14 protein-coding genes are annotated in these 13,326 nt (G+C 71.9%); 10 read left to right on the top strand and 4 right to left on the bottom strand.

The window, feature by feature from the left end:
* Positions 1 to 146 precede the first annotated feature (146 nt).
* Complete coding sequence (locus ACWDEN_RS04345) at positions 147 to 1,037, bottom strand: EamA family transporter (protein WP_450857124.1); 891 nt, start codon at positions 1,035 to 1,037, stop codon at positions 147 to 149.
* Between the two features lie 270 nt (positions 1,038 to 1,307).
* Here ACWDEN_RS04345 and ACWDEN_RS04350 point away from each other — a divergent pair, with 270 nt between their 5' ends.
* A complete protein-coding gene (locus ACWDEN_RS04350) occupies positions 1,308 to 1,916 on the top strand; it encodes a flavin reductase family protein (RefSeq protein ID WP_450857126.1) in 609 nt (202 codons plus the stop codon).
* A 25-nt stretch (positions 1,917 to 1,941) separates the two neighbouring features.
* On the opposite strand, the gene ACWDEN_RS04355 is transcribed toward ACWDEN_RS04350, so the two are convergent.
* Both ACWDEN_RS04355 and ACWDEN_RS04360 read right to left on the bottom strand, forming a co-directional pair.
* Positions 1,942 to 2,703 (bottom strand): cache domain-containing protein, encoded by a 762-nt coding sequence (locus ACWDEN_RS04355; RefSeq protein WP_450857128.1) that lies wholly within the window; start codon positions 2,701 to 2,703, stop codon positions 1,942 to 1,944.
* Positions 2,704 to 2,740: 37 nt separating this feature from the next.
* A complete protein-coding gene (locus tag ACWDEN_RS04360) occupies positions 2,741 to 3,466 on the bottom strand; it encodes a FadR/GntR family transcriptional regulator (protein WP_450857316.1) in 726 nt (241 codons plus the stop codon).
* A gap of 134 nt (positions 3,467 to 3,600) precedes the next feature.
* On the opposite strand from ACWDEN_RS04360, the gene ACWDEN_RS04365 reads away from it, so the two are divergent.
* From ACWDEN_RS04365 to ACWDEN_RS04400, 8 genes are all read left to right on the top strand, one after another.
* Positions 3,601 to 4,632 (top strand): ABC transporter ATP-binding protein, encoded by a 1,032-nt coding sequence (locus tag ACWDEN_RS04365; protein WP_450857130.1) that lies wholly within the window; start codon positions 3,601 to 3,603, stop codon positions 4,630 to 4,632.
* 36 nt (positions 4,633 to 4,668) lie between these two features.
* Positions 4,669 to 5,865 (top strand): ABC transporter substrate-binding protein, encoded by a 1,197-nt coding sequence (locus tag ACWDEN_RS04370; RefSeq protein ID WP_450857132.1) that lies wholly within the window; start codon positions 4,669 to 4,671, stop codon positions 5,863 to 5,865.
* A gap of 3 nt (positions 5,866 to 5,868) precedes the next feature.
* Positions 5,869 to 6,762 carry an ABC transporter permease gene (locus tag ACWDEN_RS04375; protein WP_351603842.1) on the top strand — a complete coding sequence of 298 codons (894 nt, stop codon included), beginning with the start codon at positions 5,869 to 5,871 and terminating at the stop codon, positions 6,760 to 6,762.
* 21 nt (positions 6,763 to 6,783) lie between these two features.
* Positions 6,784 to 7,599, top strand: coding sequence for an ABC transporter permease (locus ACWDEN_RS04380; protein WP_450857134.1), 816 nt, complete (start codon positions 6,784 to 6,786; stop codon positions 7,597 to 7,599).
* A 31-nt stretch (positions 7,600 to 7,630) separates the two neighbouring features.
* On the top strand, positions 7,631 to 8,311 hold the full coding sequence (locus ACWDEN_RS04385; protein ID WP_450857136.1) for a maleylpyruvate isomerase N-terminal domain-containing protein: 681 nt from the start codon (positions 7,631 to 7,633) through the stop codon (positions 8,309 to 8,311).
* Positions 8,312 to 8,423: 112 nt separating this feature from the next.
* Positions 8,424 to 8,705: a hypothetical protein gene (locus ACWDEN_RS04390; protein WP_351603837.1), complete on the top strand. Its 282-nt coding sequence runs from the start codon at positions 8,424 to 8,426 to the stop codon at positions 8,703 to 8,705.
* A gap of 227 nt (positions 8,706 to 8,932) precedes the next feature.
* Positions 8,933 to 10,681 carry a carbohydrate binding domain-containing protein gene (locus ACWDEN_RS04395; protein ID WP_450857139.1) on the top strand — a complete coding sequence of 583 codons (1,749 nt, stop codon included), beginning with the start codon at positions 8,933 to 8,935 and terminating at the stop codon, positions 10,679 to 10,681.
* 164 nt (positions 10,682 to 10,845) lie between these two features.
* Positions 10,846 to 11,727 (top strand): DMT family transporter, encoded by an 882-nt coding sequence (locus ACWDEN_RS04400; RefSeq protein WP_351603833.1) that lies wholly within the window; start codon positions 10,846 to 10,848, stop codon positions 11,725 to 11,727.
* A 40-nt stretch (positions 11,728 to 11,767) separates the two neighbouring features.
* Here ACWDEN_RS04400 and ACWDEN_RS04405 read toward each other — a convergent pair whose 3' ends face one another.
* Positions 11,768 to 12,382, bottom strand: coding sequence for a TetR/AcrR family transcriptional regulator (locus tag ACWDEN_RS04405; RefSeq protein ID WP_450857141.1), 615 nt, complete (start codon positions 12,380 to 12,382; stop codon positions 11,768 to 11,770).
* Between the two features lie 80 nt (positions 12,383 to 12,462).
* On the opposite strand from ACWDEN_RS04405, the gene ACWDEN_RS04410 reads away from it, so the two are divergent.
* Positions 12,463 to 13,284 (top strand): SDR family oxidoreductase, encoded by an 822-nt coding sequence (locus ACWDEN_RS04410; protein WP_351603831.1) that lies wholly within the window; start codon positions 12,463 to 12,465, stop codon positions 13,282 to 13,284.
* The last annotated feature ends 42 nt before the right edge of the window (positions 13,285 to 13,326 follow it).

The following is a 13,326-nucleotide window of genomic DNA, read 5'->3' on the forward strand; positions in this document are numbered from 1 at the left end:
TCGACGAAGCGGGCACTCAGGGTTCGATGGCCGGGACGTATTCGACCCCGGCTCGGTCGAGCGCCGGCCGAGCCCTTCACCTTGGTCGTGGGCCTGGACGGCGCGGGAGGTGAGCGGTTCCTCGCGGGGCCGGGTGTTCCTGCTGGTCACGGCAGGGCATCGGGCGGATCCGCATGACCGGCCGGCCCGCGACCTTCGGGGGGCTTTGGCATCATCTGCCTCGCTCGCCGAAGGTGGTGCCGGAAGCCGTCTCCCCGAGCCGTCTCGACCGGGGTGTGCGTAGCCTCCGCCGAGTCGCTCAAGTCCTGCGCCGTGGCCGCACCTTCCGTGCGCGTCGCCCCCACCGAGGCCAGCCCCACCGCCGCGACTCCCGCCCACTGGGCCACCGCGAGGTGCTGCCCCAGGAACAGCAGTCCGATCAGCGCGCCGATCGCCGGTTCCAGGCTGGTCAGTACCCCGAAGGTGCCCGGGGTCAGACGGCGCAGCGCCTCCAGCTGGAACGTGTAGGGCACGACGCTGGAGAGCACGGCGACGGCCGCGGCCACGGCGAGGGTGCCCGGGTCCAGGAGGCGGGTGCCCGCCTGGGTGATGCCGTACGGAAGGCTGAGCAGCGCTGCCCAGGTCACGGCCAGCGCGAGGCCTCGGCCGTCGGGGACGCGTCCGGCCAGCCGCTTGCCGATGAGGATGTATCCGGCCCAGCAGCATCCGGCGACGGTGGCGCAGGCGATCCCGGTCGCGTCCAGGGCCGTACCGGTGCGGCTGAGCAGGAGGACGCCGGTGGCGGCGAGGCCTGCCCACAGCAGGTCGGGGGCGCGGCGTGAGGCGCACAGCGCGATGGCGAAGGGGCCGAGGAACTCCAGGGTGGTGGCGGCGCCCAGGGGCAGCCGGGCGACCGCCTCGTAGTACGCGAGATGGTGCACCGCGAGCAGGGTTCCGGCGGCGGCCGCGATGCCGAGGCCGGCCCGGTCGCCGCGGATCCGGGGTCGCCACAGCGCGGTGAGCACGAGCGCGGCGATGGCCAGCCGCAGGGTCACCACGCCGGCCGGTCCCACGGCGGGGTAGAGACGGGTCGTCAGCGCCGCTCCACCCTGCAGGCCGAGGATGCCGCCGAGGACGAGCCCCGGGGCCGGAACGGCGACGAGTCCCCGGCCCAGGGCGAGGGCGGCGCGCGCACGAGGGGTCAGACACTCGCGGATGGTTATCGGCTCCCGGTACGGCTGTCCTCGTACCCTAGTGCGGCGACCTGCCGATGATCAACGGGTGGGCCGGGTGGCACGGGCCCGGGCGCCACCCCCTAGCGTGCTGTCATGCGCGTCGACTACTCGCCCGAGTCCATGACGACCGGGGCGTTCTACCGTCTGCTCACCTCCGTCGTCGTCCCCCGGCCGATCGCCTGGGTCTCGACCCTCGCTCCGGACGGGGAGACGGCGAACCTCGCCCCGCACTCGTTCTTCACCGTGGCCTGCACCGATCCGCCCATCGTGCAGTTCACGTCGGTGGGCCGGAAGGACTCGCTGCGCAATGTCGAGGCGACCGGCGAGTTCGTCGTCAACTTCGCCCCCGAGCCGCTCTTCGCCCAGATCAACGCGACCGCGACCGGCTTTCCGCGCGACCGGGGCGAGTTCGACGCCGTGGGCATCGAGCGGGAGCCCTCGCTGCGGGTGCGGCCGCCGCGGGTGGCCGCGTCTCCCGTCGCGCTGGAGTGCGCTCTGCACTCGACGCTGCGCCTCGGCGATTCGACGGTGGTGTTCGGCCGGGTGGTGCACGCAGCCGTCCGCGAGGACGTGCTGGTGGACGGCAGGCCCGGCATCGGGCTGCTGCGGCCGCTGTCCCGGCTGGGCGGGAACGAGTGGGGCACGCTCGGCGAGGTCCGTGAGCTCGCCCGCGTGCCGTACCGGGACGGCACCGGCGACTGAGTCGCCCGCCTCCTCGGACTCGGGTTCAGGCGAGCACCAGCACCAGCGGCACACCCCGGCACGGCACCAGGCGCATGCCGTCGTACGCGCCGGGCCGCCCCGCGCCGAGCAGTTCACCGAAGTCAGGACCCTTGGTGAGGGAGCCGGCCAGGTGGGCGGGGTCTGCGGAGGCGGCGACCCGGCCCCGGGCGTTCACCAGGCGGGCGGGGCGGGGCAGGCGCCGCAGAAGGGGCAGGACGGCCGTCTCGAAGTGCCGCAGATAGACGTCGGCGGCGGCCACTCCGGCGAACCGGCCCTGGATGAGGACGGGTTCGGAGAGCGTGAGACTGTATTCGTCGGAGCAGAGGTAGTCGACGTACGGTCCGGCCACCGCCCGGCGCCCGGTGTCGCGGGGCAGCGCGAACCAGTCCCAGTGCGTGTAGTCGGAGTACGCCGACTGGCCGGGATCGAGGTCGAGCAGAAGCGGGCGTACCTCGCCGTCGGCGCCGGACTGCCACCACTCCAGCCAGGCGGGCACGTCCGTCAGCAGACCGGGCGCCGCGACGAAGCCGACGCCGGAGACGAGTTCCCCGCGGGTCAGGTGGACGTGCAGTCCGGGGCGCAGGGCGGCGAGGTCGGCGCTGACCGGCCGGCGGCCCTCGGCGACCACCCGGCCGAGCAGGGTTTCGGTGTCGGCGCGGATGGCGGCGACCGTCTCGAAGACGGCTTCCAGCGCACCGCCGACCTGTGCGGCCACCCACGCCTCCGCTTCCGTGTCGAGGGTGGCGGCCCCGGGGCTCCGGCCCATGGTGTCCTCCAGCGGACGGGAACCTGACGCGACGCGGTCAGAGGGTGAGGCGTACGGCGACGAGCCGCGCCGTCGACTCCCTGACGCACCGCTCGGCCAGCGTGCCGGCCGTTTCGTGGGCCCCATCCTGCACGGCGGAGATCACGGCGCGGTGACGGTCCGCAACTTCTTCACGAAACGCGTCGTCGGCCAGGACCAGGCACAGCAGTGCGCCGATCTCGCTCTGCAGGGCGACCTGTTCGCGGGTGAGCCGGGCGGACTGGGCGGCCGCCGCGAGTTCGACGTGGAAGCGGCCGTACAGCCGGCTGCGGGCCGCCGCGTCCTCGGCTCGGGTCAACTCCTCGGCGGTACGGCGGAGTTGGTGGAGGTCCTCGGGTTCGGTGCGCTGGGCGGCGAGCCGGGCGGCGGCGCCGGACAGGGCGGCCCAGTGGTCGCCCAGGTCGCGCAGCTCCTCGGTGCTCCAGCCGCGCAGCCGGGCCTTGAGGCGGTCGTCGGCGGGGACTTCGGGGAGGGAGACGAAGCTGCCGCCGCCGCGGCCCCGGCGGGTGGTGACCAGGCCCTGTTGGCGCAGGGCCATGAGCGCCTCGCGCAGGGTGACCGTGGAGACGCCGAGCTGTCCGGCCAGCTCGGTCTCGCCGGGCAGCTGCTCGCCGTCGGCCAGGAGACCCAGTTCGATGGCGTCGCCGATGCGGTGGGCGACCGCGTCCACGCGGGCCCGGTTGTCCACCGGGCTGAAGAGGGCCTTGCGGGCGCCGCCCTCCATCTCGTACTGCCTCACGGTCACCACCTCGTGCATTGACTCAAGCTTTACCCTAAGGGGACCTTGAGCTTAGAACTATGACTTCATATGTTTACGGTCAAGCGGTTCAACGTACAGCGCGCCAGAAAGGTTCCCCTATGGAGGGAATTGCGATCCGGCTGCAGGACCTGCGGAAGTCGTTCGGTGAGACGACCGCCGTGGCCGGGGTCGACCTGGAGATCCGGGACGGGGAGTTCTTCTCGATGCTCGGCCCGTCCGGATCCGGCAAGACGACCGTCCTCCGGCTGGTCGCCGGGTTCGAGACACCGGACCAGGGCCGGATCGAACTCGCCGGGCAGGAGGTCACCGGCCTCGCCCCGTTCGAGCGGGACGTGCACACGGTCTTCCAGGACTACGCCCTCTTCCCGCACATGACGGTCGAGCAGAACGTCGCCTACGGGCTGAAGGTCCGCAGGGTGCCGAAGGCCGAACGGCTCGTGCGCGCCCGCAAGGCCCTCGCCGAGGTCCGCCTCGAGGGCTACGGCCAGCGGCGCCCGGCCCAGCTCTCCGGCGGGCAGCGTCAGCGCGTCGCCCTCGCCCGGGCCCTCGTCGGCCGGCCCCGGGTGCTGCTGCTGGACGAGCCGCTCGGCGCCCTCGACCTGAAGCTGCGCGAGCAGATGCAGGTCGAGCTGAAGGCGATCCAGCGGGAGGTCGGCATCACCTTCGTCTTCGTCACCCACGACCAGGAGGAGGCCCTGACGATGAGCGACCGCATCGCCGTCTTCGACCAGGGCCGCATCGCCCAGGTCGGGACACCCGCCGAGATCTACGAGCGTCCTGCGACCCCCTTCGTCGCCTCCTTCGTCGGCACCTCGAACCTCCTCGACGGAGAGGTGGCCCACCGGATCGTCGGCACCCCGGGCACGTACAACATCCGGCCGGAGAAGATCCGCGTCCTGAAGGAGTCGGCCGAGGCGGACGAGCCCGAGCACGCCACCGCGACCGGAACCGTCGCCGAGGTCGTCTATCTCGGCGACGCCACCCGCTTCCTGGTCGACCTCGACGGCGGCGGCCGGCTCACCGCGCTCCAGCAGAACCTGGAGACCTCCTCCGAGGACGTCGCCGCCTACCGCGGTACCCGGGTCCGCCTGACGTGGCACCGCCGGCACGCCGTCCGGCTGCCCTCCTGACCTCTCCCCCGCCTCTACGTCCCCATGGAGAACGCCGTGCGTCCCACCCGTACCCTGCGCACCGCGGCCTGCGCCGCCGCGCTGTTGCTCGCCGCCGCCTGTGACTCCTCCGGCTCGGGCGGCTCGTCCGCCACCGGGCTCAACCCGCCCGACCTCAAGGCCCCGACGAAGCTCGGCAAGACCGAGGGCCAGGTCAACCTGGTCGCCTGGGCCGGCTATGTCGAGGACGGCTCCAACGACCCCAAGGTGAACTGGGTCGGCGACTTCGAGAAGCAGACGGGCTGCCAGGTCCACTCCAAGGTCGCCGCCAGCTCGGACGAGATGGTCAAGCTGATGAAGACCGGCCAGTACGACGCCGTCTCCGCCTCCGGCGACGCCTCCCTGCGCCTGATCGCCTCCGGCGACGCGGCCCCGGTCAACACCGCCCTGGTCCCCAACTACAAGGACATCTTCACCGGGCTGAAGAACGGCGCCTGGAACTCGGTGAAGGGCCAGATGTACGGCATCCCTCACGGCCGGGGCGCCAACCTGCTGATGTACAACACCGAGAAGGTCAAGCCCGCGCCCACCTCCTGGTCCGCCGTCTTCGACGACGCCGTGAAGTACAAGGGCCATGTCACCGCGTACGACTCGCCGATCTACATCGCCGACGCGGCCCTCTATCTCAAGGCGACCAAGCCCGAGTTGAAGATCAAGGACCCGTACGCGCTCGACCAGAAGCAGTTCGACGCGGCCGTGGCCCTGCTCAAGCAGCAGAACAAGAACGTCGGCGAGTACTGGAGCGACTACCTCAAGGAGGTCTCCGCCTTCAAGAGCGGCGACTCGGTGGTCGGCACCACCTGGCAGGTCATCGCGAACCTCGCCGCCTCCGAGGGCGCCAAGGTCAAGGCGCTCGTGCCGAAGGAGGGTTCGACCGGCTGGTCGGACACCTGGATGGTGTACAGCAAGGCCAAGCACCCCAACTGCGCCTACCAGTGGCTGAACTGGATCGTCTCGCCCAAGGTCAACGCCGAGGTGGCCGAGTACTTCGGCGAGGCTCCGGCCAACTCCAAGGCCTGTGCCGAGACCAGCGACAAGAACTTCTGCACGGTCTACCACGCGGCCGACGAGAGCTACTGGAAGAGGATCGCCTTCTGGAACACGCCCATCGAGCAGTGCCTGGACGGCCGCAAGGACGTGAAGTGCGTGCCGTACGCCAAGTGGGTGCAGGCCTGGACCGAGATCAAGGGCTGAGCCGTGACGACCGACGCGACGACCGCCGCCGGCCGGGGAACCGTCCGGCGGCTGGCCGGAACCCTGCACCGCAGGCCCCGGCTGCGGCTGACCCTGCTGCTCACCGCCCCCTTGCTGTGGCTCGCCGTCCTCTACCTCGGCTCGCTGGCGGTCCTGTTCGTCTCGGCCTTCTGGACCACGAACTCCTTCACCTCGCAGGTGGTGAAGGTCTGGTCGACGGACAACTTCCACGAGCTGTTCACCACGCCCGTCTTCCGTCAGGTGATCCTGCGCAGTGTGGGCGTGGCGCTCGCGGTGACCGTGCTGTGCGCGGTGATCGCCTTCCCGGTCGCCTTCTACACCGCACGGGTGGCCCGGCCGAGGTGGCGCCCCCTGCTCGTGGTCGCCATCCTGACTCCCCTGTGGGCGAGTTACCTGGTCAAGGTGTACGCCTGGCGGCTCATCCTGTCCCAGGGCGGCCTCGCCGACTGGATGCTCGCGCCGTTCGGGCTGAACGGCCCCGGCTTCGGACTGCCGGCCGCGGTCCTCACCCTGACGTACCTGTGGCTGCCGTACATGATCCTGCCGATCCACACGGCCCTCGAACAGCTTCCGGCCAACCTGCTCGACGCCTCGGCCGATCTCGGGGCGCGGGCCGGGCGTACCTTCCGCTCGGTGGTGCTGCCGATGGTGCTGCCGTCGGTCGCGGCCGGTTCGGTGTTCACCTTCTCGCTCAGCCTCGGTGACTACATCACCGTGCAGATCGTCGGCGGCAAGACCCAGCTGATCGGCAACCTCGTGTACTCCAACATCGAGCTCAACCTGCCCATGGCCGCCGCGCTCGGCACCGTCCCCGTCGTCGTGATCGTCCTGTATCTGCTGGCGATCCGCCGCACGGGTGCCCTGAACAGCCTGTAGGACCTGGAGGAGAACAGCGCCATGCATCTCAGCCGCACCGCGCGCATCGCCCTGCGCACCGGCGCCGGGCTCGGTTTCGCGGTGATCTACGTCCCGCTGCTGCTCGTCCTCGTCAACTCGCTCAATCCCGACCGCAGTGCGAGCTGGCCCCCGCCGGGGCTGACCGGCCACTGGTGGTCGGTGGCCGTGCACAACTCCGGCGCCCGGCAGGCGCTGTGGGTCTCGGTGAAGGCCGGCCTCGGGGCGACCGCGATCGCGCTGGCCCTCGGCACGCTCATCGCGTTCGCCGTGGCCCGGCACCGCTTCTTCGGCCGGGACACGGTGTCGTTCATCGTGGTCCTGCCGATCGCGCTGCCCGGCATCGTCACGGGCATCGCCCTCAACTCGGCGTTCGGCACGGTGCTGGAGCCGCTCGGCGTGGGGCTCGGACTGTTCACGGTGATCATCGGGCACGCCACCTTCTGCATCGTGATCGTCTTCAACAACGTGGTGGCCCGGTTGCGCCGTACGGCCGCCTCGTACGAGGAAGCGGCCATGGACCTCGGCGCGACCACCTTCCGCGCCTTCGCGGACGTCACCTTCCCGCTGGTCCGCTCCGCGCTGCTGGCCGGCGGTCTGCTCGCCTTCGCGCTGTCCTTCGACGAGATCGTGGTCACCACGTTCACCGCGGGACCCGGGATCGAGACGCTCCCGATCTGGATCTTCGACAACATGACCCGGCCGCAGCAGGCACCGGTGGTGAACGTCGTGGCCGCGGTACTCGTCCTGATGTCGGTGGTCCCGATCTACCTCGCCCAGCGGCTGTCGGCGGACACGGCGACGTCGAGCCGGGTGTGACACCCTGTACGGCGGACGACAAGGGGGACGGATGAGCACAGGGGATGCCGACGCTCCCGCGCGGGCGCTGCGCGCGGCGTACGAGGCGGCCTCGGCGGCCGTCGCGGGACTGGGTGACGAGGAGTCGTGGCTGCCGACCGGCTGTACCGGCTGGGCGGTCCGCGACCTCGTCTTCCACTGCCTGACGGACGCCCAGCGCGCTCTGGTCGCCCTGCACACACCGGCGCGGGAGCCGGCCGACCGGGACGCGGTGACGTACTGGCGGGACTGGCGGCCGGACACCGTGGGGGCGGCGAACGGCCGGCGGTGGGTGCGGGTGAACGCGAGCATGTTCCTCGACTTCGGCCAGCTCCAGGGCCTGTATCTGGAGACGCTGGCGGCGGCCGTGCACGCGGCGGAGGCGGCCGACCCCGCGCGGCATGTCGGAACCCAAGGTCACGTGCTGACGGCCGGGGATCTGCTGAGCACCCTCGCGGTGGAGGCGACCGTCCACCACCTGGATCTGACCGTCCACCTCCCGCATGCTCCGGGACCGGCGCCCGAGGGGCTGGCCGCGGTGCGTACCACCCTGGACGGTCTGCTCGGCCGGCCCGCGCTCCCGGAGTGGAGCGACGCGCACTACGCGCGCGTGGGCACCGGCCGGGCGGCGCTCACCGAGGCCGAACGCGCCACGCTGGGCGCTGCGGCCGACCGGTTCCCGCTGTTCGGCTGAGCCCCTCCCCGGTGCCGGCCGGCGCCGATCACACGCCCAACACGGGGACACGCGCGGGCGACACCTGCGCGGTGCGGGGCTCGCCGCCCGGGATGATGGAAGCCTGCGCCCCATGCACACCCCACCGAGCATCAACAGTTACGTCGACCGGGTCACCGCGGGCCCCGGCGGGGCGATGACCGAGGAAGTCGGCGTCATCACCGGCGATCTGACCGTGGCCACCATCCTGCTGTCCGACGGCCACAGCGCGCGCGTCGCCATCCAGCACTCCGGCAGCGACACCTGGTACACCCTCGCCGGCAGCCCCGCCCCGGTGCCGGCCGGGCAACTCGCCGCCTACCACCGGGACCTGCTGGGCCGTATCCGCCGGGGAGGTGGCACCCGGGCCAACTGAGCGGCCACGGCGGAGGGCAGGACGGGCCGCGAGGCGGCCTGGTCACAAGCCGGGCCGCCTTCCCCGTACTGCGTCAACTTCCCCCGACATCAAGCGGTTTGGCTCTCTCATGAACGTGTAAAAGGCGACTCCCGCACCTTGACCGACGTTTGGTCCAGACCAATCATGGCCTAGACCAATAGCCCCGGCCGGGGCGCACCGCGTCGTTCGCCAACCGGGAGTACCCGATGACACGTCCGAGACCCGTACGCGCCCTGCTCGCGGGCCTGGCCACCCTGGCCGCCTCCGCGGGACTCGCCCTCGGGACAGGGGGCACCGCACATGCGGCGACCCCGCTGCCCACGCACGTCTTCGCGCCCTACTTCGAGGCCTACAACGGCGACAGCCCCGCCGCGCTGTCCCAGGCCTCCGGCGCCAAGTACCTGACCATGGCCTTCCTGCAGGCCGACACGAAGGGCTCCTGCACCCCGTACTGGAACGGCAACACCAGCACACCCGTCAACTCCTCGGTCTTCGGCGCCGACTTCACCACCATCCGCTCGCGCGGCGGCGACGTGATCCCGTCCCTCGGCGGCTACGCGGCGGACAACGGCGGCACCGAGATCGCCGACAGCTGCACGAACGTGGACTCCATCGCCGCCGCCTACGAGAAGATCATCACCACCTACGACGTCTCCCGGCTCGACATGGACGTCGAGGACAACTCGCTCACGAACACCGCCGGCATCGACCGCCGCAACCAGGCCATCAAGAAGGTCCAGGACTGGGCCGCCGCGAACGGCCGCTCGGTGCAGTTCTCCTACACCCTGCCGACCACGACGACCGGGCTCGCCGACAGCGGCCTCGCCGTGCTGCGCAGCGCGAAGAGCGCCGGCGCCAGGATCGACGTCGTCAACATCATGACGTTCGACTACTACGACGGCGCCACCCACCACATGGCGACCGACACCGAGACCGCCGCGAGCGGACTGCACGACCAACTGGCCCAGCTCTACCCGAACCTGCCGGACAGCCGGCTGTGGAACATGGTCGGCGTCACCGAGATGCCCGGCGTGGACGACTACGGCCCGGCGGAGACCTTCGCCACCGCCGACGCCCCCACGGTGTACGACTGGGCGGTCGCCAAGGGCATCAACACCCTCTCCTTCTGGGCCCTCCAGCGCGACAACGGCGGCTGCCCCGGCTCCGGCGCCTCCGACACCTGCTCCGGCATCGCCCAGGACACCTGGTACTTCACGCACACCTTCGCGCCCTTCAGCGGCGGTACGACGCCCCCGCCGGCGAACGACTTCTCCGTGTCCCTCTCCCCCGCCACCGCCTCGGTCGACCCCGGCGGCACCGCGACCGCGACGGTCAAGACCTCGGTGACCTCCGGCAGCGCGCAGACGGTCGCTCTGACGGTGAGCGGCGCGCCGGGCGGAGTGACCGCCTCCCTCAGCCCGTCGTCGGTCACCGCGGGCGGCAGCTCCACGCTCACCGTGCAGACCGGTTCCGGTACGGCACCCGGCACCTACACCCTGACCGTCACCGGCACGGCGGGCTCGGCCCGGCACAGCTCCACGCTCACCCTGACGGTCAAGGGGTCCGGCGGCACCACGGTCCTCGGCAACGGTGACTTCGAGAGCGGCTCGCTCGCGCCGTGGACCTGTGACACCGGGGCCGCGGTCGTCTCCTCCCCCGTGCACGGCGGCTCCCATGCGCTGAAGACCGCGCCCTCCGCCTCCCGGACCGGCCAGTGCGCGCAGACCCTGACCCTGAAGCCCAACACCTCCTACACGCTGAGCGGCTGGGTGCAGGGCCCGTACGCCTACCTCGGCGTCAGCGGAGGCGCCACGGCCAGCACCTGGACCTCCTCCTCGTCGTGGTCGAAGCTCACGGTCCCGTTCACGACCGGTACCTCGGGCACGGTCACGGTGTACGTCCACGGCTGGTACGGCCAGGGCGCGGTCTACGCCGACGACCTCACCCTGGGCTGACCAACCGTTGCGACGGGCCCCGCTCGGCGATGCCCGGGCGGGGCCCGCTCATGTGATCGGCCTGCCGACAGCGGGGGGCCGTCACCCGGCGTCCGGCCGCCGCCTTCCGTAGGCTGGAGAGACCGAAGCTCCTCCGGGAGGTCTCCCGAAGGCAGGAGACGGTCGTGATCGAACTGGCCGCGGCGTTCGCCGTCGCGGGCGCGGCGAGCAACGCCGTGGGCACCGCCTTCCAGCGCAAGGCCGCGTCGGCGAGCAGCCGCGGCGGGATCCGGCTGCTCGCGGAGCTGGTGCGCCGGCCCTTCTGGGTGGTGGGCATGTGCGGTGTGGTCTGCGCCGCGCTGTTCCAGAGCCTGGCCCTGGTCAACGGCCCGCTCTCGCTGGTCCAGCCGCTCTTCGTCCTCGAGCTGCCCTTCGCCCTGCTCGTCGCCGCCCCGCTGATGCACAGACGGCTGCCCCCCTCGGGCTGGTGGGGCGTCGGCGCCTGTGTCGCGGGGCTCGCGGTACTGCTGGTCGCCGCCGCCCCGCACGGCGCCGTCGACCACGCGCCGCTAACCCGCTGGATCCCGGCGCTGTGCCTGTGCGTCGGCGGGATGGCCGCGGCGGTTCTGCTGTCCGGCCGGGACCGCCCGCCGGCCCGGCGCGCCGCGCTGCTGGCCGCGGCCGCCGCCACGGGCAACGCGCTGACGGCCGCCCTGCTGAAGTCGGCCAGCGGCACCTTCGCCGACCACGGTTTCGCGGCGTTCCTGCGCTCCTGGCAGACGTACGGCTTCGCGCTCGCCGGTGTCGGGGCCGTGATCCTGCTGGAGAACGCCCTCCAGGCCGGTCCGCTGGCCGCGGCGCAGCCGGCGCTGACCATCGGCGACGCCGTGGTGAGTCTGACGCTCGGCATGACCCTGTTCGGGGAGCGGATCCGCACGGGCTGGTGGCTGCTCCCGGAGGCCGCGGGCACCCTGCTGATCGTCGGGGGCGTGCTGGTGCTCAGCCGGGCCGTCCAGCACATCGCCGTGGTGCCGGTCGCGGTGGAAGAACGGGATATGGCGACCTGAGCCGCATCCGGTGCCTGACCGATGCGCCGGCCGGCACCACCTACCGATCGGCGATCCCGTCGATCCACAGGTGGAGGCGTTCGCCCTGGGTGGCCATCAGGCCGGGGTCGCGCAGGGTGTTGGTGAGGACGGACATGCCCTGGTAGGCCGCGACGAGTTCGACGGCAAGGGCGGCGGCATCGTCCCGGCCCAGCTGGGCGAACTGCGACTCGACCCAGTCGAGCAGGGCCCGCATGACCTTCGCGGCGGCCTGGTCCAGACCGTCGTCACGCTTGTCGAGCTCGGTGGCGAGGGTGCCGAAGGGACAGCCGAAGCGGGCCGCGGTCTCGCGCTGGTCGACCCAGCCGGTGACGAGGGCCTTCAGCCGGGCGGCCGGATCCGAGAGGGCGTCCAACCGGGCCGTGAGCGCGTCCAGTTGCTCGCAGTGGGCGTCCACCGCGGCTTCGACCAGCTGGTCCTTGGTCTTGAAGTAGTAGTAGACGTTGCCGAGCGGCACCTCGGCCGTACGGGCGATGTCGCCGAGGGTGGTCTTCTCCACACCCTGCTCGTGGAAGACCTGGACGGCCGCCTTGACCAGGCGTTCGCGTTTGCCACCCCGGCCCGATCGGCTGGACCGCGCGGTTCGGGCCGCGGCGGCGGAATCTGAGTCAGTCACCTGACTGAGGATAGACAACGGCCGCGCCGCGGGCTATGGTCTCGACTTAGTCAGTCAACTAACTAAGTTGAGGAGTCGCCATGATCGCTGTCACGGGTGCCACGGGGAACGTCGGACGGACCCTGGTCGCGGAGTTGATCCGGGCCGGGGAGACGGTGACGGCCGTCGCCCGGCACATCGGCGTGGAGGACGTGCCGCCGGGAGTGCGGGCCGTCGCCGCCGATCTCGGGGAGCCGCAGAGCCTCACCCCCGCACTGGAGGGCGCCAAGGCACTGTTCCTCCTCGTGGCCGGAGAGGATCCGGCCGGCATCCTGCGCCGGGCCGCCGCGGCCGGGGTGGGGAAGGTGGTGCTGCTGTCCTCGCAGGGCGCGGGCACCCGGCCGGACACGTACGCGCACGCGGCACGCTTCGAGGCGGCGGTGGCCGAGTCAGGGCTGCCGTTCACCGTGCTGCGCCCGGGCGGGCTGGCCTCGAACGCGCTGGCCTGGGCCGAGCCGGTCCGCCGATACCGCATCGCGGCGGCGCCGTTCGCCGATGTGGCACTGCCGTTCGTCGATCCGGACGACGTCGCCGCGGTGGCGGCGGCCGTACTGCGCGAGGACGGACACGACGGCGTCACGTACACGCTGACCGGCCCGGAGCCCACCACTCCACGACAGCGTGCGGCGGCGATCGCCGCCGCGCTCGGAGAGCCGGTGACGTTCGTGGAGCAGAGCCGCGAGGACGCGCACGCGCAGATGGTGCGGTTCATGCCGCCCGCCGTCGCCGAGGGCACGCTCGCCGTCCTGGGCTCCCCCACCCCGGAGGAGCAGGCCGTCGGCGCCGATGTGGCGCGCCTGCTCGGCCGCCCCGCGGCCCCCTTCTCCGCCTGGGCGGCACGCAACGTGACAGCTTTCCGCTGATCGCTCCGCCCATGCGGTGATTCCGGCGAGCTCGACCCGTGA

The organism is Streptomyces sp. NPDC001153 (assembly GCF_053598315.1).